This window comes from uncultured Planococcus sp. (assembly GCF_947501725.1).
Taxonomy (GTDB): Bacteria; Bacillota; Bacilli; order Bacillales_A; family Planococcaceae; genus Planococcus; species Planococcus donghaensis_C.
On record NZ_CANMXD010000007.1, the window covers coordinates 93,492 to 112,565 of the forward strand.

The window sequence follows — 19,074 nt, forward strand, 5'->3', positions numbered from 1 at the left end:
GGTCATGAAATTTTAGAGAGCTGGTATTAATAAACTATTAAATTATTAAGGGGGAATATTATGTATCAAACTTATTCAAGAGACCATCAATTGGATGAACTATTCCAAAGTATTTGTGAGGAACTACAAATAAGTAAGAGTCAATATGACCAAGCTGAAACTTCCTACAATGCTGTAGCGAAATGGTTATCAGAAGATGAAAAACGTTTCCCGGAAGTTGATATTGATATATACCCCCAAGGCTCCCTTAAAACCGGTACCACTGTTCATCCAATTTTCAATCAAGAGTTTGATTTGGATTTTGTTTGTGAAATAAATTTGAATTGGGAAATGTATGAAGATCCAATTGAAATACTTGATTTAATTGAAGAAAGATTACTTGAACATGAAGTTTATGCTCCTATGGTGGAACGGAAAAATAGATGCATCAGATTAAATTATAAACGGAACTTTCATATGGATATTCTACCTGCATGTCCGGTTAAGAATGCTTCACAGGGATGTGTCAAAGTCCCAGACAGAAAGTTAGTCGATTGGAAAGACAGCAATCCAAAAGGCTATGCCAGTTGGTTTGAAGAGACTGCTAAGGATTATGATGTTTCTTTCAATAATCAAATCCTTCTAGAAAAAAGTGCGGAAATTGAGAAAATGCCTGGAGTAGAACCGATCCAAATCAAACCACCTTTAAAACGTGCTGTTCAATTAATGAAGAGATACCGAGATATTTATTTTGAAAAAAGTCCAAAAAAAGCACCAATCAGTATTGTGCTTACGACATTAGCGGGGGAATTTTACGGCAACCAGTCTTCCGTAAACGACGCAATCGAAGGTATACTGGACGGAATTTTGAATGCTGCTCAAAAAGGCAAAATCACAGTGTATAATCCGCAGAATAAATTGGAAATCTTGAGTGAACGTTGGGACGAGAAACCAGAGTTATATGATTCCTTCCTTCTATTTATTCGTGATTTTCGAGTAAAGTGGACAGAAATCAATGATGCAAAAGAAAAAGGATTTATAGAAGTAGCGATTCTTTTGAAGGAAATGTTTGGCGAAGAACCAATTAGCAAAGGGTTGAACAAACAGGCTAAAGTGAATGAAGCATTTAGAAAATCAGGGAAACTAGGTATTACGGCTGCAGGCTTGGTAGGTTTTGCGCCTACTGCAGCAGCTGAAGAATTTACTTCTGTAAAACGGAATACATTTTATGGTGAATGATGAATTTAAGCGAAAGCCTAATAAGAAACATGGGACCATAAAAGAGAGGTCTCTTTCATTGAGCGAACAATCTTATTCGCTTGTAAATCGGTTTCCGCAGTTCCAAGCTACTCTATCGGAACATAAAGTAACATGGGTAGGAATATTACAACCGCAGCCTTTAAGTGCAATTTATAAAATTAGAATTGAATATGAATTGCAGGGACCACCGAGTGTATGGATAGAGGATCCACCTTTAAAATCTTATAAGGATAAACCTATTCCACATATGTACAGCCAAGAAACCCTTTGTCTCTTTTATCCAAAAGCAAAAGAGTGGAAGCGAAGTATGTGGATATACAAAACAACCATACCTTGGATAAGTCTTTGGTTAAACTATTATGAGATATGGGTGGTAACTGGTGAATGGCTGGGTGGAGGAATTGATCATGGAAATCCTGTGATTGAAGAAAGCTCTGAATACTATAAAAATTGAGAGAAGAGGTTTTCCTATGTCAGTTTCTTCTGTTCCACTTTCAACTAGGCTTTTGCTATGGGGAAAAGCCGCTGGTAGATGTCAATATACTGGATGCAATCATCCCTTATGGAAAGACGATTTAACACAAAATGAATTTAACATTGCTTATATTGCTCATATTGTGGCAGATAAACCTGATGGTCCAAGAGGTCATGAAGAACTATCAACGAAATTAGGAAAAGAACTTAGCAATATAATGCTGATGTGTGATGAACACCACCGGCTTATTGATAAGATTGATGTAGAAGGCCATCCAGTAGAGAGGCTACAAGAGATGAAAGCCACTCATGAAAGAAGAATAGAAATAGCTACTTCAATAACTGATGATTTTCAAAGTAACATCGTTTTATATGGAGCAAATATTGGGAAACATGGCTCCTTCCTAAGATGGGATAGAGCTGCACAAGCACTACAGCCGTTAAAATACCCTGCTGAGAAAGAAGCAATCGAATTAAGTATGAAAAATAGCTCTTTTGAAGATAAAGAAGAGTTATATTGGATACTTGAAAAAGAAAACCTGAATAGGCAATTTAATGAAAGAATTAAGGGCAGATTTCATTTGGAGCAAAATCAACACCTTTCTATATTTCCTTTAGCACCAATCCCTTTATTGATCTATTTCGGTCATTTATTATCGGATATTCCGACAGCTGACGTCTATCAGTTACATCGAGAGCCACAAGGGTGGAGTTGGCAATCACATCCTGAAGAATTTGATTTTATAATCAGAAAACCCAAGAATTCTTCTTCTGTAGTTGCGCTTAACCTCTCATTAAGTGCAACTATCAATAACGAACGAATTACAAGTGTTCTTGGAGAAGATGCTTCAATATGGACCATTGCAATCAAGAATCCCTACAATGATTTCCTCAAAAGTAAGGAACAACTGCAAATGTTCAGAGAGATTTTGAGAAAAGTATTGAATGAAATAAAAGCTGTTCATGGCAATGCGGAAGAATTGCATGTTTTCCCAGCGGTACCGGTCTCCATTGGATTAGAAATTGGGAGGGTACGTATGCCTAAGGCAGATTTGCCTTTTGTGATATATGATGAAAACCGGCAAAGCGGTGGTTTTAAAAAAGCGATAGATTTAATTTAATATTTACCAAGTATAAAAAAGGAGAATATAGATATAGTGGGTAGTGTATCTGGAGTAATAGGATTTCTAATATTTTCATTTGGATTACTTGTGTCAGGGAAAGAGCTGTGGGAAAAAACGCAGGTTGAAAAAATTTTTCTGACTCCTAGGTTAAAGATAATTCATCAATTTACAATAAGTATAGTAAGCGCTATTTATATAACCTTTTTAATAAGTTATTTTTATCTTGTAATTCAAATTTATTTCCTGAAAATCAAATGGGAACATTTGGAGTGGGGAAACCTGATGTCTATTTGCTTATTCTGGTTTATCGTCATCTTGGTAGGAACTAATCCTTTAATAAAAACTATTCGGTATTTGCTAATTCCCTACCATATAAAATATAAATTATCATTTGATGACTATGGGGAATTATATTTGATTAAAATGATAGACAGTGAAATCTGTATATGCGCTAAAAACCCGGATCTTGACTTGGATAATGCAAGCGACGAGTTTATATTGTTGAAAAAAGAGGATTTAATGAAAGTGAAGTTAAAAAGAGTTGAAGTAGATAAACCTGTTAAGAATAAAGTGCTGCAACTAGTTTCAGATCGATTTTATTCATAATACTCTTTAGTTCCATATTTTGTAGTTAATTAATGAAAATATCATTGAGAAAACAAAGGAGGAAATTAAATGACAAAACATTCAGGTGGAAAAGTTGGTAAAGCAGGTAAAACTCTAAAAAGTAAGTCCTCAACAAAAAAACAAAAGAGCGATGCTGGAAAAACTTTAAAGAAACATCAAGATAATAAGCACTAATAATACCTACTGTTAAGAAAGTAATCTAAATACAAAAGAGGATTTTCATTTACTGAAATCCTCTTTTGTATTTGAGTTTCTTCTATTATAATGTGTTGATTGTTTTTTCTTCGAGTGCTCTTACTAATTTATAAAAACTGGTCTTTTTAACTCCAGCTTCTTGCATGGCTTCCACTGCAGTTAATTCTTTTGCTTTCCATTTTCTATAAACCTCTTCAAATTCCTCTGAAACAAAAACGGTCGGCCTGCCAAACTGAATGCCATTCTGTAATGCTAGGTCGATTCCTTCCCGCTGCCGTTTCCGGATGCGTTCCCGTTCCTCTTCAGCCATCCAGGAAAGAATCTGCAAAACCAAATCCGCAATGAATGTCCCCATGCTGTCTTTATATTGAGTCGTATCCAATAACGGCATATCCAGCACCACAATATCCGCTTCAATATTTTTTGTGAGATCATTCCACTCTTGAAGAATCTCTTCTTTGTTCCGGCCAAACCGATCCAAGGAGTGGATATACAAAATGTCCCCTTTTCGAATAACCCGTTTCAGTAATTGATAGTTTGCCCGTTCAAAGTTTTTTCCACTTTGCTTGTCTAAATAAATGTCCCGATCAGTGATGTCCATTTTTTTCATGGCTTCTAACTGACGGCCTTCATTTTGATCTTTGCTGCTGACACGTATGTAACCAAACTTGCGATGTTCCATAATTCACCTCTATAAACGATTGTTTCCTCTAATTATACCTGAAAACCGTTCGTAAAAGTGTATGCGAATTCGCGAACGTTCGTAAAGTCATTTGACACGTTTACGAACGCTCCTTTTGGCCATTTTCAGCCCTTTTCAAAGCGTTCGTAAAAGTGTACTTTTACGAACGCTTTATTTTTAATAAACGACTATTTTAAATCTAGTTTTAGTAACTTGAAATTTTATATATAGAAAGAAAGTATTGAAGTGTAGATGTTTGACCATGTACCTAAGTACATGGTTTATACTTTTTCTGAGGTGAAGAAAATTGAGCTATCGAATCAGTGAACTTGCAACCCTATGTGAAGTGAATAAGGAAACCATCCGATACTATGAACGAAAAGAGCTATTGCAAGAACCGGTCCGGAATAATTCGGGGTATCGGATTTATTCGAAGGAAACGGTCAAACGGGTAGGATTTATCCGGCGACTGCAGGAACTGGGATTTTCGTTGAATGAGATTTATAAATTGTTAGGGGTGGTCGACAAAGACGATGTGCGCTGTGAAGATATGTTCGATTTTGTGTCCAGAAAAGAAGTGGAAGTCCGAAAGCAGATTGAGGATCTAAAGCGTGCGGAACGGATGCTGAGCGAGTTGAAAGAGCGGTGTCCAAATGAAAAAGAGCTGCATGAATGCCCGATTATTGATGTTTTGATGGAGGAGGAGTAGACATGAAAAAATATCGAGTGGATGTCCAAGCGATGACCTGCACCGGATGCGAAGAACACGTGGTAGTCGCGCTTGAAGCGATTGGCGCAAAAGAAATCCAAGCTGATTTTCGAAAAGGTGAAGCTGTATTTGAACTGCCGGAAAACATGGAGGTTCAAAAGGCACAAAAAGCAATTGCTGATGCCAAGTATCAGCCGGGGGAAGCAGAAGAAGTCCGAGCCCAAGAAGCACTCCGCCCAGATGAAGAAGGCGAGTATGACTACATCATCATCGGTTCCGGGGGCGCTGCCTTTTCTTCCGCCATCGAAGCTGTGAAACATGGGGCGAAAGTGGCGATGATTGAACGGGGAACGGTAGGCGGTACCTGTGTGAACATTGGCTGTGTTCCTTCCAAAACCTTGTTACGGGCCGGAGAAATCAATCACTTGGCCAGGAATAATCCGTTTATCGGGCTGCACACCTCAGCGGGGGAAGTGGATTTGGCTCCGCTGGTCAAACAGAAAGAGGAATTGGTGACGGATCTCCGGAACAAGAAATATGTCGATTTGGTTGAAGACTACGGTTTTGAGTTGATCAAAGGGGAAGCCAGATTTATAGATGAACACACTATTGAAGTGGCCGGCATGAAGCTTTCTGCCAAACAGTTTCTGATTGCGACGGGGGCGGCTCCGGCTATGCCAGCCATTTCCGGACTGGAAGAAGTGGATTACTTGACCAGCACAACCTTATTGGAGCTAAAGAAAGTGCCGAAACGCCTGACGGTCATCGGTTCCGGCTATATTGGTGTGGAATTGGGTCAGTTATTTCACCACCTCGGATCCGAAGTCACACTGATGCAAAGAAGTTCGCGCCTGTTCCAGGAATACGATCCGGAAATCTCGGAAGCCCTCACGAAAGCTTTGACCGAGCAAGGCATTCGGTTAGTGACCGGTGCCACGTACGAGCGAATTGAACAGGACGGAGAGGTGAAAAAAGTATATGTCGAGGTGGACGGTCAGAAGCGAATCATTGAATCCGATCAACTGCTGATTGCAGCCGGCCGAACGCCCAATACGGAAAGCTTGAATTTGAACGCGGCGGGTGTTGAAACAGGGCGCCTCGGAGAAGTTCGGATTGATGATTATGCCAAGACCACCAATGAACGAATTTATGCAGCAGGCGACGTTACGCTCGGTCCTCAGTTTGTTTATGTCGCGGCTTATCAAGGGCGAGTGGCAGCAGGAAATGCGCTCGGTGGGCAGAAGGAAAAGTTGGATTTGGCCATTGTGCCGGGTGTTACGTTTACAGCGCCGGCGGTTGCCACCGTCGGCTTGACAGAGAAACAGGCAAAAGAAAACGGCTATGACGTTATCACTTCCGTCCTGCCGTTGGAGGCTGTTCCGCGAGCGCAAGTGAACCGGGAGACGACCGGCGTGTTCAAACTGGTGGCGGATGCGAAAACACGCCAGCTGCTGGGCGGGCATATCGTAGCGGAAAATGCAGGAGATGTCATTTATGCAGTGACACTTGCTGTGAAGTTCGGTTTGACCATCGAAAACATTAGCGACACCTTTGCGCCGTATTTAACCATGGCGGAAGGGGTGAAATTGGCTGCCCTCACGTTCGACAAGGATGTTTCCCAACTGTCTTGCTGTGCCGGTTAAAAGGGTTAAACAAGTAAATTCTAATGGAAAATAGGATTCCCTAGTTGCTATGGTCAGGGTTAAGTAGATCGAAATCAGAAAAGAAACTATTTGCCAATAGAACTCAAAGGTTGAAGGGAGCATTAAAGTTGATTTATACGATTTTCTTATTCGTCATCGCAGGAATAGCTGAAATTGGCGGAGGTTATTTGATTTGGTTATGGCTGCGAGAAGGTAAGCCGTTGTATTTAGGGATTTTTGGCGGTATCGCATTAGCTCTATACGGAGTGATTGCGACGTTCCAATCGTTCTCTTCATTCGGCCGGATTTATGCTGCCTACGGCGGAGTGTTCATCATCCTTTCCGTTTTATGGGGATGGGGAGTCGATAAAAAAACACCTGATTTCTATGACTGGATCGGGGCAGGTATTTGTTTAGTTGGTGTTTCCGTGATGTTGTGGGCTCCACGTGGATAATAAAATCTAATTGGTTTGCATATCATGAATTTATCGGAAGCTGCACAAAGAGGAAGGGACGGAAGATGCGCTTGGAATAGCATCTACTCTCCCTTTTCTCTATTGTTGTACTTTAAAATACAGTTTCGCAATTGTGTGGATATATCAATTTAAGCTGCAATTCAAATGTAGGATTCACCCCAGCAGAACGACTTATCATTCGCTGGATAAGTAACGTTATTCAGTGAAAAGCAGGAAATAAAACAATTAAAGAATTAATTTACGGAATGAAGGAGTTTTCTAAGTAGGAATAGAAAGATATGAAATGAAAGTCGTGCAATACTTGTAATAACTTAGTAGAATCGGGCTGCCTGTTTATTCGAGCTAAAAGATGTCTGAATCTATATTAGAGGAGGAAAATAAATGACCACTAGATTAGCTATTAATGGGTTTGGACGTGTAGGAAGAACAACATTAAGAAGATTAGTAGATACAAATTCGGAACTGGAACTGGTTGCTGTTAATGATTTAGCTAATATTGAAAACTTAGCTTATTTATTAGAATTTGATACAACTTATGGGCGATTAAAGCATGATGTTCAGGTACATGAAAATGTCTTGGTTGTTGGTGAGAAGGAAATTAAATTCTACCAAGAAGCTGATGCAAAAGATCTCCCGTGGAATGAGTTGCAAATTGATATCGTGTTAGAAGCAACCGGTATTTATAAAACGGCTGATAAGGCTCAGGCACATCTTGACGCAGGTGCTAAAAGAGTAATTATAACTGCTCCAGCAGATCAGGAAACGAAGATGATTGTTTACGGTGTTAATGAGAGCATTGTTACAAAAGACGACATGATCATTTCTTCAGCTTCTTGTACAACTAATGATTTAGCTCCAGTTGCGAAAGTATTACATGATAACTTTGGAATTATAACTGGTTATATGACTACAATTAAAGCCTATACACCTTCGCAAAAATTACATGATAGCCCTAATACGGATATGAGACGCGGACGGGCAGGAGCGATGAATGCAATTCCGACTTCTACTGGAGCAGCAAAAGCTGTCGGAAGAGTCATTCCTGAATTAACCGGAATTATTGACGGAACGGCAGTGAGAGTACCACTTTTAGGTGGGGCAATAGTGGAGTTTTATACAAACTTAGAAAGAAAAGTAACAATTGAAGAAGTGAATGAAGCCATGAAAGAAGCTGCGAGTCCCTCGTTTGAATACTCTGAAAAGCTAATTGTGTCCTCAGACGTTGTTGGAACCTCAGCCGGAGGTATTTTTGATGCCACATTAACTGATATCGTTGAAAATGGGGATAAGCAGCTTGTTAAAACTGTTTCTTGGTACGACAGCGAATATGGATTTGTATCTAATCTGGTTCGTTTGACTGAACATTTTGCTCAAGTCATTAAATAAATGTCAATTGAAATAGCCGGTTTTAAATCTTCAAAAAGGGAGGTGAGAAAACATGCAAACCAAAACTTTAGATGTTAGGGGAATGACTTGTGGCCACTGCAAAATATCAGTAGAAGGCGCGCTAAAAGGTTTAGAAGGAGTATCTGCTGCAGAGGTAGATCTAAACTCTGGTAAAGTGGAAGTTACCTATGACGAATCAAAAGTTTCCTCAGAGAATATGAAAGAAGCTGTTGAGGAACAAGGCTATGACGTAGCATAAAAATAGATGATATAAGTGAGTTTCCTATATTGAAAGCTCGGTTTTTTTGAAATTTGCTTATTTGAGGTGGACGCCATCCAAACATCACCATCTGGTATGCCGGTTAGCAAAAGAGACCTCACTATCCGGTACGTTTCGCCTGCCTAGTTCCGTGACATTTAGGTTTCGATTTGCAATCTATTTGTGATTTGGTAAATTTCCATAATTTCCGCATTTGTATAGTTGCCGTTGCGCTTCATCTGGATGACATTGGATTTCTTTCTCAGGATAGAGTTGTTTCAGTACCCTTTTTTGCCCCCTTTTTGAAGCCATACAGAAAAACGCCTTGCATAGAATTTTGGTATTTTCATACCTTTTTTCAATGCAAGGCGTTTTTTAGTTTATGTTTTTAGGTTAATGTCCAAAGTGATACCGAATTAATTTATGCTCTTTCTTGCAAGTTAATTTCTATCAGCGACTTTCATGACAAATGGAAAAGCGAGAACGCCCGCGTCTGAGAATTTGAATTCAACCCATAGTTTATAAAAACCAGGTGAAGGGAACTGAGCTTCAAATACGGGTTTGTCTTCTGATACTGGATGGACGTGGATAAATTTTTCTCCTTGTTCATCCAGCACAACTACATGGCCTAATGCCCCTAAGTAAGGCAAAGGAGTTTCGCCGTTTAAATCAAAAGATAGAGCAGCTGATTTTCCGGCAGTCAGCTTTGGATGGTGAAACGTAACGGTTTTACCCTCGACTTCTTTTGTAGCACTATCCCTTTCCGCAAGCATCTCCCAATCGATGCTTGGGGTGTCAGTAACCTTGCCGACTGTTATCGTAATTGGCTCGATAACATAAGTCATTCTTACAGGATTGATATCCGCGAAAGCAAGGTAACTTCCCGGAGGCAGTTCCAACACCACTTCGAAATCTCCAGAAGCATTTTCGATGGGGTGGACATGTAAAAAAGTTTCTAAATCTGCACTGGTAATAACCAGGTGCATTCTTTTTTCGTGAGTTTCAGTTAAAGCTACAGCATTGTTTTCTTTATCACGAACTTTAATCGTCACTATCCCGTAGTTATAAGTGATATTTATTTGGACTTCGGGAAGTTTTTCATCCATATCATGATATTTACGATTTTTGTGATGTTCATTGTGATGTTCATGTTCCAAAAGAAACTCCTCCTTTTTTCTCCATTAGTAGTTGTTTGCATTTGTAGACATGTTTTCTTTAGTTGTTTGTGGATGGCATTGTGCCTCAGGTTCTGGTGCTTTCTCCAGTGCCATCCATCTCCCGCGACTGAATTGAATCACTAACACTACTGCACGAAAAGCAATATCAATGCCTATCGCCATCCACACGCCAGCCAAACCCCAGCCCAACTGTATTCCTAACAGGTATACAAGCAGTGTGCGGATGGCCCACATACCAAAAGCGGTCAGATACATAGGAAATTTTGTGTTGTTCGCCCCTTGAAATGCCCCGGTCAAGACCATGAGTACTGCAAGAAATGGTTGAAAAACACCCGATATTTTTAAAGCTGTTCCGATATCATTGATCACTTCGGGGTCTTCTGTAAAGAAAGTGGCGGCCCATTCTCCAAAGAAGAACAAGACTCCCCCCAATAACGTCATACATACTACCGTGAACTGAGTGGAAAGCTTCGCATACTTTTTGGCTTCTTCCAGATTGCCGGCACCAATCTGCTGGCCAACCAAAATCGTTGCCGCGGTAGCAAAGCCATATCCGATCATGTAAGAGAATACTTCAACATTTCCGGCAATTTGATGAGCCGCAAAGGCATTGGTTCCAAGTGCGACGACGAAGCCGAAATAGACAATCTGTCCGGCCCGCATGACCAATCGTTCACCTGCTGCAGGAGCGCCAAGAGTAGAGAGTTCCATTAGATGTTGTTTGTCTGGCTTCCAATATTCTTTTCTGAATGCCAGCACTTTTTCTTTGTTGATGTAATAGAAAAGGGCTAAAGTGCCAATCAAACGGGAAATTACCGTAGCTATGGCAGCCCCGGCAATTCCGAGTTCCGGAATGAACAAGAAACCGAATATCAACACATAATCAAGCAAAGCATTGATGCCGTTAATAACTATACTGATCTTCATAGGCGTTTTAGTATCACCGGCTCCACGCAGAATTGCACTCATTACAAACATTAAAGACATGATGACAGAAGGGATTCCGACAATCCGGAAATACTGCGCCCCCAACTCCAGGACTTCATCTTCAATGCCCATGAGCCGAAGCAGCGGCTCTGCAAAGAACCACGTAGCGAGACCGGTGAGAATTCCAAAAAGAACAGCTAGAATAATGGACTGCTGGGAAATGTGCCTGGCTTTTTCTGGTTGGTTCGCACCCAGAAAGTTAGCAATTCGAACATTGGCTGCAACACCGATTGCCATAAAAAGGGCGAAGTAAACCGCAAGGACCGCATTCGTGATTCCGACTGCTGACACGGCTGCCAAACTAAGGTGAGAAACAAAGTACGTATCTACGAAACCCAGCAATGTTTGAAAGAAGTTCTCTATTACAGCGGGTATAGCTAAAATGGCAATTATCTTCAGTCGTTCTCTGTCTGTCTTAGGTTGAAGAGGTTGGTGGGTCAGCAACTGCTCTTTCATCGATTTTCTCCTTCCCGGAACTCCTGCTTACAAAACAAAAGCACACGTAAAGTGTGCTATGTTCCAAGCGTTAAGAATTCTAAGATGTCGTGTTACAGCTTACAAAACCTTTTCAGAATGAAGTAAGTTGGAAACCTTTTATAGAAAGTGATTTTTTTACTTTCATCACAACAATTCTTGTTTCACTGCTGTAGAGGTGATTTAAAACTGTAAACTTAAAGTCGACTATTCATTCCTAAGGTGCTTGAAATATTCCAGCACTTTTGCTGCTCATCAGGAGTGCATAAAGGGGCGATTTCAGCTTCTTTTTCTTTGCTAGTACACTTCAACTTGCCCCATCATGCCATTATCTTCATGTTCCAAGATATGGCAATGAAAAACGAAAATACCTTCTTCAGGGAATGTGACAAGTAATTTCACCCTTTCACCAGGCTCGACCAACACGCTATCTTTTAACCCTTGTTCATTCGGTTGCGTTTCCTTGCCATCACGGGAAATAATTTTGAATTGAGTGCCGTGAATATGGAAGGGGTGGATCATTCCGCCCATCATATCAGGTTTATTATAAATTTCCCATACTTCTGTAACGCCTTTTTCCTGGCGCAAATCAATGCGGTCCGGATCAAATTTCTTCCCGTTGATCGTCACCATATCCATCATTCCAAACAACTCAATTTCCTTCGTGACAGGCATCGCTTTTTCCTGTTCGCTCAGGAATGGCTCATCAGCTGTCCACTTTTCGGTTGAATCAACGGGAGAACCATCGAGAGCTACATCAAACGGTAGTAATTCTGCGCCTTCATCATTGATAATGGCGAGGGACTCCTCATCAGTCATTGATGAAAAGTCGATAAGAATTTCAGCGCGCTCCGAAGCTGCTAGTGTCAACGTTTCGATTTCAACAGGTTCATCCAGCAAGCTCCCATCAGAAGCGATTTGAGTGAAGCTGGCGCCGTTGCTCAAGCGGAATGTGTAATTTCGCGCATTAGCTCCGTTCAAAAGCCGAAAGCGCATGACGGGTTTGGTGACAGTCAGTTTGGGATTAACGGTTCCATTGACGATGGAGGTATCGCCTAAGGTTCCGTCAACGTCCATAAGACTGTCGTAGTTCAATTGCTTGTTTTCATCAAACAAGCGGTCCTGGAAAATGAGGGGGATATCATCAACTCCGTACTCATTAGGAAGCTCTGACTCAGAGCCAGAGGCCTCATCAATGAGCAGCATCCCGGAAAGGCCTTTGAAAACTTGTTCGGCTGTCGAGCCATGAACATGAGGATGGTACCAAAGGGTGGCGGCCGGCTGATCCGCTTCTAAAGTGATGATTTGGCTGTCACCGGGCTGAATTTCACCGCGTGGACCGCCATCTATTTCACCAGGAACTTCAAGACCGTGCCAATGGAATGTTGTCGGCTCATCCAATTCATTTGTGATTTTGACATTTACACGTTCGCCTTCTTCCAACCTAAGCGTGGGACCAAGCAGATTGCCGTTATACCCATAGGTGTCAGTCGAGACGCCCTCGAAAAATTCAGTGGCACCTTCTTGGGCGGTGACTTCATAATCGAATTCTTGACCTTGCTTCTTTTCCAACACAGGGGGAATAGGCAGCTCGTTTATTCCCTCAGAGGATTCGAGGGACGGAACATTGCCATGGTCCATCGCACCTTCTTGATTCATGCCGCCCATGCTCTGACCATCCATATTTCCATTGTTCATCGGTGACTCCTGTGATTGTTTAGAACTTTCATTGGCGCTGCAGCCGATTAAGATGAAACTGAGGGCGAATGAACCTAAAATAATTTTTCTCATTTCTGTAATTTCCTTTCATTGCAACTTTTTTTAATTGAGTCTTCAAAATTTGTTTGCAGGAAGCCCGTCAGTTGAAGTCCTCTGCGTTTCTTGTAGAGGACTTCAAATAAATTACTTTCTTTCACTTGTCAGGCTCATGTACGGATACTGCTGCCATTTAGGATTCAACCAAGCTCGCGCAGAGCTGACTGAGATGTTCAACGAAGTTAGTAGATACGATACATACAAAAAAGGATTTATCTATTTTCACGTAAATCTTGACTCTCTCAACATTTTTTGTTCGATAATCGGGTGAGAGATTTAAAGTTTTATTGCTCATCCTCCATTCTATGAGTTTACTAATGTACTATACGCGCAAGTTGTGCAAAAATTATGGAGAAATGAGTGGGGAGAATATATTTATCAATCGAGAAAGCATCAAGAATGATATTCAAAAAAGTATGAGTATTATATACAAAATCATGAGGCGATGGAAAAATAGGCAAAATTATTTCGATATGATCGCTTATTGAGCAACTATAAAATAACTCAAGCAGGAGGGAAGAGAAGAAGTTAAACTAGAGCTTTTTAACTTCCTTTTTGTTTGTTACGAATGCTTCAAATAACGTTGCTTTTACTCTTCTTTTTGGAATCTTGCCAGAAAAATGTAGAGTTACAATGTTAGGGGAATTTAATGTGAAAAAGCCAGAATCCACTGGCTATAGAATCCGGCTTTCATGAGGTACATTATCTTTTTCCAGTTCCCTTTGCTTACGATAAAATGCTGCTTGACTGACCTCTGTAATCGCACATATTTCCTTTACGGTACTCCGAATTTAAGTTCAAATATGCAGATAAAGAGTATTAAAATGCTTTTTAATTTCAGAAAACCAGCTAATTAAAGGTCGATTTTCCATGAATTTATGATTATATCTGGTGTCAGGCTATTTCTAATAGGAGTGGGTTTTAAAATTACAAAACAATATTTAGTCCAGTCTAATATATTTGGTGATAATAAAAAAGTCCGCAGTTTCTGGTTATTTACTTGGTAGAGTTATATCTATACGGAAGTAATATATATCTTAGGAATTAGGAGGAATAAAGAAATGAAAAAATATTCCGGGTTACTATTATCCATTATTTTGTTACTTATATTCGTTATCGCAAGATGCAGTAATACAAAAGAAGAAGGTTCAAAAACAGTGAAGGACGAGACTGATGATGTGACTGATTCCGCAGCAAGTGAGGATGATCGCTTTATTTTCACAGCAAATGAAGGAGGAAGTATTTCTAAAATAAATGTCGAACAGCAAAAATTAGTTGAAACATTCGAGATAGACGGGGCTGTCCATAATATTCAAGTGTCACCTGATGGAAAAGTCGTTGGAGCAGTGGTTGTTCCGGATATGAGTGATGGACATGGCGAGTTAATGGAAATGAAGGGAAAAGCAATCTATTTTAATCCTGAAACTAATGAGATGATAGAAGAAGTGGAAGTGGGTAATCACCCTGCTCATATAGTATTTACAGAAGATGGGAAATATGTATTAGTGACAAATAATGAGGACAATACGGTTTCGGTCATTGATGCGAAAGACTATTCAATTATTGAAACCATTTCAACTGGAAAGGGTCCACACGGTTTCCGAATTTCTAACGATAGTAAAATTGCTTATGTAGCAAACATGGGAGAAGATAGCGTTAGCGTAATAGACCTTCAAAGTTTCAAAGAGAAGGAAAAAATTCAAGTGGGTACGGCTCCAGCTACAACTGGAGTTACTTCTGATGGAAATACGTTGATAGCTACCATAAACAAAGATAATGCACTTGCTATTATTGATTTGAAATCGGGCGAAATCAATAAAATAGACGTCGGAAATGGTCCGGTACAGGTTTACATAGAGCCTGACAATCAATTCGCTTACGTTGCCAACCAAGGAACGGAGGATAATCCCGATAATTCTGTAACAAAAGTTGATTTGAAATCGAAAAAGGTTAGTGCAACAATCGATACAGGTGAAGGTTCACATGGAATCGTAACAAGTACTGACAGTAAATTCACATATGTTACAAATCTGTTTGAGGATACAGTCAGTGTGATTGACAATGAACAAAATAAAACGATAAAAACAATAAAAGTAGGTAAAAAGCCGAATGGTATCAGTATAATGCCATAAAATCTACTTCTAAATCAGACCCTAAGAACAGTTTTTCATAACTGTTCTTTTTTTCTGCTATATTCAAAGATTCGGCAAACTTATTGATTAAAATCAATATTCATTCAAGTTATATGAGGTGGAAATAGTGAAATCTTATTTCCCTTTCGGCTTAAAGTAGAATGGGAATTATCCATTGCCATAGATATTTTTGTTGTTGTTTTAGCTCCAAACATTTGAGCAATGTCTACTTAAGGGTTTCTCACTACTCAGTAGAATTTCCGGTTTCCATTACCATATTTGATTGTTCACTTCTTCGCCTGTCTAAGCTGTATAGTCAATCGTTTATAAAGAGAGAAGCTTTATCCGAGTTTATCAAAGAAAACAGAAGTAACGATTGGGACGCTACTTCTGCTTTTATAACTCCAGTGATAGATTTTATGACCTAGTTATGTCTATTGGACATTCTGTTTACCGAAAAGCGAATGTAATTCCGTTTCGATTAATAGAAGATGCAGTTGCTGAGTTGGTATCTACATAAAAAACAATCTTAGAGCTGCCCAGCTTACTAAAAAGAACCCACTTGATAGGGCTACGAGGTATCCTATAAACAATTTGCTCTCTTTATTCTGCATCTGTTTGTATTCCTTATAAGTGATTTCTCCTTTAGCATAACTTAATCCAATTTCATTTGGTTCAATAGCGAAGCGCATGCCTTTGCTGTCTTCTAAGATTACTTTGCTAACTAAAGGAAGGTCTTTTTTGGCCAAAATGTCTTCTAAAGGTTGATTCTGGAACACTAGATTTTCTGTTCCAACAAATTCCATTCCGATAGACTTGTAGATAGAATTGTTTCTGATTTTTTCACTCATGATATAAGCTTGACGTTCAATTTCATTATTGGAAATGCACATGCTTTCGACCTCCTCATTCGTATATTTTAGTAAAAGGTAAAGATATTCTTACTTAAAATGTTTAGATGGGAAATCATCAAATTTATCCGTTGACTCGGCTCTATACTAAAATTTTTCATCTCGTGAAGATCAAATTGTAGCTATGTCTTTCTGATTTCTGTAATCACTTTAGTTTTACCACGATTCACGTTGCTTATCAATTCGAGGTGTTTGAAAAAGAGCATAAAATAACTTATGTAAATAAATAGAGAAATTCCTGTAAATGCTCGGTTTGCATATCGCCACTTATTGAAAAGAAGGGTATCGGTAGTGGCCCCTTAAAGTTCGAGGTTTATTTATGTAGTTAATTGGCTAGCATGAGGTTGGCCTATACTATTTAACCACTGGCGATAGTAGTCGGAGTAACTGCTGAATTCTATAATCCGTTGGAAGGTGCTTGTTGAAAATGACAGCCTGGCAAAAGAAATCAGCGGGAAACGGCTGCAATCGTGCATTCCTTAGAAAAAGAGAGCACACAAAAAAGGCCAACGCCGTTGTTTCCGGTGTTGGCCTTTTGAAATTATTATTAGAAGCTTCTGAAGCTGTGGAATTTAGATTTCCATTATGAATTGTTCAAACCGACAATTTCAGCTTTCGATTCACCAGAGTGGACGAACTGGTTGTTGCCGATGTAGATTCCAGCATCCGAAATTCTTGGACGGCACGTGTTCGTAAAGAAGATCAAGTCTCCTGGCTTTGGGATGATAATTGTTTTGTTTCTGAGAATATAGGAAGGGTTGTGCGTGAAATTGATTGGCCAGTTTTATTGTATACGCACTGGAGAAAACCACTGCAGTCGAATCCAACTAGTGTCATACTGCTCCACTTGTACGGTGTTCCTTGAAGGGATAATCCAGTAGAAACGGCTTAAGAATCGATTGATGATGAACTATTAATTGTTTGAAAAAATAAAAAATTCATTTGTGAAACTTTAGACAAATTTCAAACAGGAATTTTTACTAATAGTAATAACTGCACATTTTCTTCAAATGTTTAAGGTATATTCATTTGTTGTAGTCAGGGTTTAAGGCGAGAAATTAAAGTGGGTTTCTTACTACAAGGAGGATTGAATATTATCACCGCGAGTATCCATAATAATAACCCCTAGGAATTCTCAAATGCATCCCTAATATAATAAAAGGATAAACAGAAAGGCTCTAAGACCACAATGACTAATAAAAAGAAGAAGCATCTCCTTTTGAGAAGTTTCAATTTGCTAGTTCTTGTAGGTGCTTTTATTTTTTACTGTCTACAAAGAGATTGTGGAGGGCAGAATTTAAAAGTTGAAGATACATATCTGATTCTACATTAGTTAGTTTTTATGGAGAAAGTAGCAAGTTAATACATATCACCTGCCTATAGTCTGCTGTTCTCTTTTTTCAAAGAAGAGGAAGATGCAATGGGTTAGGCGTGAAAAAGTAAATTCATCAAAAAGGAGATTTTTTTATGGCAGAAGTAAGTTTATTGCTGGCGTTCGGTGCCGGGCTGTTATCGTTCCTCTCGCCTTGTGCGCTTCCGTTATATCCGGCTTTTCTGTCCTATGTTACCGGTGTATCCGTCAATGAGCTGAAAACGGGAAAAGGGGCAATGAAAAAGAGTGCCCTGATTCATACGATCCTGTTTTTGGTCGGGTTTTCCATCATCTTTCTGGCGCTAGGGTTGTCGACCTCGTTCATCGGCGCGCTCTTTTTTGAGAACGCAGACCTGCTGCGTCAGCTGGGAGCCATCTTGATGGTGTTTTTCGGCTTAGTGCTGACAGGCGTCTTGAAATTCGACTTCCTGCTTTCAGATAAAAAAGTTCACTTTCAGAAACGGCCGTCGGGCTATACCGGTTCCGTGGTAATCGGGCTAGGTTTTGCAGCTGGATGGACGCCTTGTACAGGACCGATTCTGGCCGGCGTTATGGCGATGGGAATAGCCGATCCAAGCCGCGGGCTCTTGTATATGCTGTTCTACGTCCTGGGCTTTGCCATTCCGTTTTTACTGATGTCGTTCTTCATTGAGAAAATGACCTTCCTGAAGAAGCGGAGTGCCCAGTTCATGTCAGTGGGTGGGGGCTTGATGGTGCTTATGGGCCTCATGCTGTACTTCGACATGATGACAGACATTATCGCGTTTCTCTCGCAGTTTACTGGTGGATTTACCGGATTCTGACGGTATAGCTTGATTAGATGAAAAAGAAAGGAATGAATGTGGCATGGCAAGAAAGAAGAAGAACCGGTTTTTCGTGAGGACAGCCATTTTACTAGTCCTCGTCGGAGCAGTTGTTTTTACACTCTATAACAACGCAAATAAGGAGAACAGGGAAATGCTCCAAGTTGGAGATCCAGCACCGGACTTTAAATTAACAGATTTGAACGGAGAAGAGCATCAACTGTCTGACTACAAGGGACAAGGGGTATTTGTCAACTTCTGGGGACTTGGTGCAAACCGTGCGAAAAGGAATTTCCACTGATGGAAAGACAGTATCAGGTTTATAAGGACCAAGGAGTCCAAATTTTGGCAGTCAATATCGCCCAGTCGGATTACGAAGTGAGGCAATATGCGGAACAACGCGATTTGACGTTCCCGATTGTCATTGATAAAACCAAGAGCGTCATGGAAGCTTATAACATCATCCCGCTGCCGACAACCCTGCTGGTGAACGCCGAGGGCAACATCGTTAAAATCATCACTGGCGAAATGTCGGAGGAAGACATCAAAAGCTACATGGAACAAATCAAACCAGTGTAAGGAGATTTA

The 19,074-nt window shown here is 40.1% G+C and carries 19 protein-coding genes and 2 pseudogenes; 14 read left to right on the forward strand and 7 right to left on the reverse strand.

The window, feature by feature from the left end:
* The first annotated feature begins 60 nt into the window (after nt 1-60).
* From Q0785_RS11825 to Q0785_RS11845, 5 genes are all read left to right on the forward strand, one after another.
* Nucleotides 61-1,218 carry a nucleotidyltransferase gene (locus Q0785_RS11825; protein WP_298829955.1) on the forward strand — a complete coding sequence of 386 codons (1,158 nt, stop codon included), beginning with the start codon at nt 61-63 and terminating at the stop codon, nt 1,216-1,218.
* Nucleotides 1,208-1,693 (forward strand): hypothetical protein, encoded by a 486-nt coding sequence (locus Q0785_RS11830; RefSeq protein WP_298829957.1) that lies wholly within the window; start codon nt 1,208-1,210, stop codon nt 1,691-1,693. Before Q0785_RS11825 ends, Q0785_RS11830 begins: the two co-directional genes overlap by 11 nt.
* Nucleotides 1,694-1,709: 16 nt before the next feature.
* A complete protein-coding gene (locus Q0785_RS11835) occupies nt 1,710-2,834 on the forward strand; it encodes an SAVED domain-containing protein (RefSeq protein WP_298829960.1) in 1,125 nt (374 codons plus the stop codon).
* Between the two features lie 36 nt (nt 2,835-2,870).
* Nucleotides 2,871-3,443 (forward strand): hypothetical protein, encoded by a 573-nt coding sequence (locus tag Q0785_RS11840; protein WP_298829962.1) that lies wholly within the window; start codon nt 2,871-2,873, stop codon nt 3,441-3,443.
* Between the two features lie 69 nt (nt 3,444-3,512).
* Nucleotides 3,513-3,638: a hypothetical protein gene (locus tag Q0785_RS11845; protein WP_298829965.1), complete on the forward strand. Its 126-nt coding sequence runs from the start codon at nt 3,513-3,515 to the stop codon at nt 3,636-3,638.
* 85 nt (nt 3,639-3,723) lie between these two features.
* Here Q0785_RS11845 and Q0785_RS11850 read toward each other — a convergent pair whose 3' ends face one another.
* Nucleotides 3,724-4,341 (reverse strand): recombinase family protein, encoded by a 618-nt coding sequence (locus tag Q0785_RS11850; protein ID WP_298829967.1) that lies wholly within the window; start codon nt 4,339-4,341, stop codon nt 3,724-3,726.
* Between the two features lie 307 nt (nt 4,342-4,648).
* Between Q0785_RS11850 and merR the strand changes: the two genes are divergently transcribed.
* The 5 genes from merR (at nt 4,649) to copZ (ending at nt 8,814) form a co-directional block, all read left to right on the forward strand.
* Nucleotides 4,649-5,050, forward strand: coding sequence for an Hg(II)-responsive transcriptional regulator (gene merR / locus Q0785_RS11855; protein WP_101802362.1), 402 nt, complete (start codon nt 4,649-4,651; stop codon nt 5,048-5,050).
* A 2-nt stretch (nt 5,051-5,052) separates the two neighbouring features.
* A complete protein-coding gene (merA, locus tag Q0785_RS11860) occupies nt 5,053-6,693 on the forward strand; it encodes a mercury(II) reductase (protein ID WP_298829975.1) in 1,641 nt (546 codons plus the stop codon).
* Between the two features lie 128 nt (nt 6,694-6,821).
* Entirely contained in the window at nt 6,822-7,148 is a 327-nt protein-coding gene (locus tag Q0785_RS11865; RefSeq protein WP_101802364.1) for a YnfA family protein, read from the forward strand.
* Between the two features lie 402 nt (nt 7,149-7,550).
* Nucleotides 7,551-8,555, forward strand: coding sequence for a type I glyceraldehyde-3-phosphate dehydrogenase (gene gap, locus Q0785_RS11870; protein ID WP_068870869.1), 1,005 nt, complete (start codon nt 7,551-7,553; stop codon nt 8,553-8,555).
* Nucleotides 8,556-8,607: 52 nt separating this feature from the next.
* The gene (gene copZ, locus Q0785_RS11875; RefSeq protein WP_101802113.1) at nt 8,608-8,814 is read left to right on the forward strand and encodes a copper chaperone CopZ; all 207 of its coding nucleotides are present in this window, start codon (nt 8,608-8,610) and stop codon (nt 8,812-8,814) included.
* A 440-nt stretch (nt 8,815-9,254) separates the two neighbouring features.
* On the opposite strand, the gene Q0785_RS11880 is transcribed toward copZ, so the two are convergent.
* The 3 genes from Q0785_RS11880 to Q0785_RS11890 form a co-directional block, all read right to left on the reverse strand.
* A complete protein-coding gene (locus Q0785_RS11880) occupies nt 9,255-9,971 on the reverse strand; it encodes a hypothetical protein (protein ID WP_298829992.1) in 717 nt (238 codons plus the stop codon).
* 24 nt (nt 9,972-9,995) lie between these two features.
* Nucleotides 9,996-11,435, reverse strand: a complete 1,440-nt coding sequence (locus Q0785_RS11885; RefSeq protein WP_142830107.1) for an MATE family efflux transporter — start codon at nt 11,433-11,435, stop codon at nt 9,996-9,998.
* A gap of 315 nt (nt 11,436-11,750) precedes the next feature.
* A complete protein-coding gene (locus tag Q0785_RS11890; protein WP_149456935.1) occupies nt 11,751-13,244 on the reverse strand; it encodes a multicopper oxidase domain-containing protein in 1,494 nt (497 codons plus the stop codon).
* A 1,085-nt stretch (nt 13,245-14,329) separates the two neighbouring features.
* Here Q0785_RS11890 and Q0785_RS11895 point away from each other — a divergent pair.
* Nucleotides 14,330-15,400, forward strand: a complete 1,071-nt coding sequence (locus Q0785_RS11895; protein WP_298830000.1) for a YncE family protein — start codon at nt 14,330-14,332, stop codon at nt 15,398-15,400.
* A gap of 512 nt (nt 15,401-15,912) precedes the next feature.
* On the opposite strand, the gene Q0785_RS11900 is transcribed toward Q0785_RS11895, so the two are convergent.
* A complete protein-coding gene (locus tag Q0785_RS11900; protein WP_149456936.1) occupies nt 15,913-16,293 on the reverse strand; it encodes a hypothetical protein in 381 nt (126 codons plus the stop codon).
* Nucleotides 16,294-16,732: 439 nt separating this feature from the next.
* On the opposite strand from Q0785_RS11900, the gene Q0785_RS11905 reads away from it, so the two are divergent.
* Nucleotides 16,733-16,900, forward strand: coding sequence for a hypothetical protein (locus tag Q0785_RS11905; RefSeq protein WP_298830004.1), 168 nt, complete (start codon nt 16,733-16,735; stop codon nt 16,898-16,900).
* Here the strand turns inward: Q0785_RS11905 and Q0785_RS20385 are convergent.
* Both Q0785_RS20385 and Q0785_RS20390 read right to left on the reverse strand, forming a co-directional pair.
* Nucleotides 16,895-17,059: an NlpC/P60 family protein gene (locus tag Q0785_RS20385; protein ID WP_366522838.1), complete on the reverse strand. Its 165-nt coding sequence runs from the start codon at nt 17,057-17,059 to the stop codon at nt 16,895-16,897. The two genes, Q0785_RS11905 and Q0785_RS20385, sit on opposite strands and share 6 nt — an antisense overlap.
* Nucleotides 17,014-17,160 (reverse strand): annotated as a pseudogene (locus tag Q0785_RS20390) (NlpC/P60 family protein); the annotation flags it as partial. The gene Q0785_RS20385 and the pseudogene Q0785_RS20390, both read right to left, overlap by 46 nt.
* A gap of 618 nt (nt 17,161-17,778) precedes the next feature.
* Between Q0785_RS20390 and Q0785_RS11910 the strand changes: the two are divergent.
* Nucleotides 17,779-18,486 carry a cytochrome c biogenesis protein CcdA gene (locus tag Q0785_RS11910; protein ID WP_149456938.1) on the forward strand — a complete coding sequence of 236 codons (708 nt, stop codon included), beginning with the start codon at nt 17,779-17,781 and terminating at the stop codon, nt 18,484-18,486.
* Between the two features lie 43 nt (nt 18,487-18,529).
* Nucleotides 18,530-19,065 (forward strand): annotated as a pseudogene (gene resA / locus Q0785_RS11915) (thiol-disulfide oxidoreductase ResA).
* The last annotated feature ends 9 nt before the right edge of the window (nt 19,066-19,074 follow it).

Coding starts and splice junctions, on each gene's coding strand:
- Q0785_RS11825 (WP_298829955.1), top strand. CDS start 61: ATGTATCAAACTTATTCAAGAGACCATCAATTGGATGAACTATTCCAA.
- Q0785_RS11830 (WP_298829957.1), top strand. CDS start 1,208: ATGGTGAATGATGAATTTAAGCGAAAGCCTAATAAGAAACATGGGACC.
- Q0785_RS11835 (WP_298829960.1), top strand. CDS start 1,710: ATGTCAGTTTCTTCTGTTCCACTTTCAACTAGGCTTTTGCTATGGGGA.
- Q0785_RS11845 (WP_298829965.1), top strand. CDS start 3,513: ATGACAAAACATTCAGGTGGAAAAGTTGGTAAAGCAGGTAAAACTCTA.
- Q0785_RS11850 (WP_298829967.1), bottom strand. CDS start 4,341: ATGGAACATCGCAAGTTTGGTTACATACGTGTCAGCAGCAAAGATCAA.
- merA (WP_298829975.1), top strand. CDS start 5,053: ATGAAAAAATATCGAGTGGATGTCCAAGCGATGACCTGCACCGGATGC.
- gap (WP_068870869.1), top strand. CDS start 7,551: ATGACCACTAGATTAGCTATTAATGGGTTTGGACGTGTAGGAAGAACA.
- copZ (WP_101802113.1), top strand. CDS start 8,608: ATGCAAACCAAAACTTTAGATGTTAGGGGAATGACTTGTGGCCACTGC.
- Q0785_RS11885 (WP_142830107.1), bottom strand. CDS start 11,435: ATGAAAGAGCAGTTGCTGACCCACCAACCTCTTCAACCTAAGACAGAC.
- Q0785_RS11890 (WP_149456935.1), bottom strand. CDS start 13,244: ATGAGAAAAATTATTTTAGGTTCATTCGCCCTCAGTTTCATCTTAATC.
- Q0785_RS11895 (WP_298830000.1), top strand. CDS start 14,330: ATGAAAAAATATTCCGGGTTACTATTATCCATTATTTTGTTACTTATA.
- Q0785_RS11900 (WP_149456936.1), bottom strand. CDS start 16,293: ATGTGCATTTCCAATAATGAAATTGAACGTCAAGCTTATATCATGAGT.
- Q0785_RS11910 (WP_149456938.1), top strand. CDS start 17,779: ATGGCAGAAGTAAGTTTATTGCTGGCGTTCGGTGCCGGGCTGTTATCG.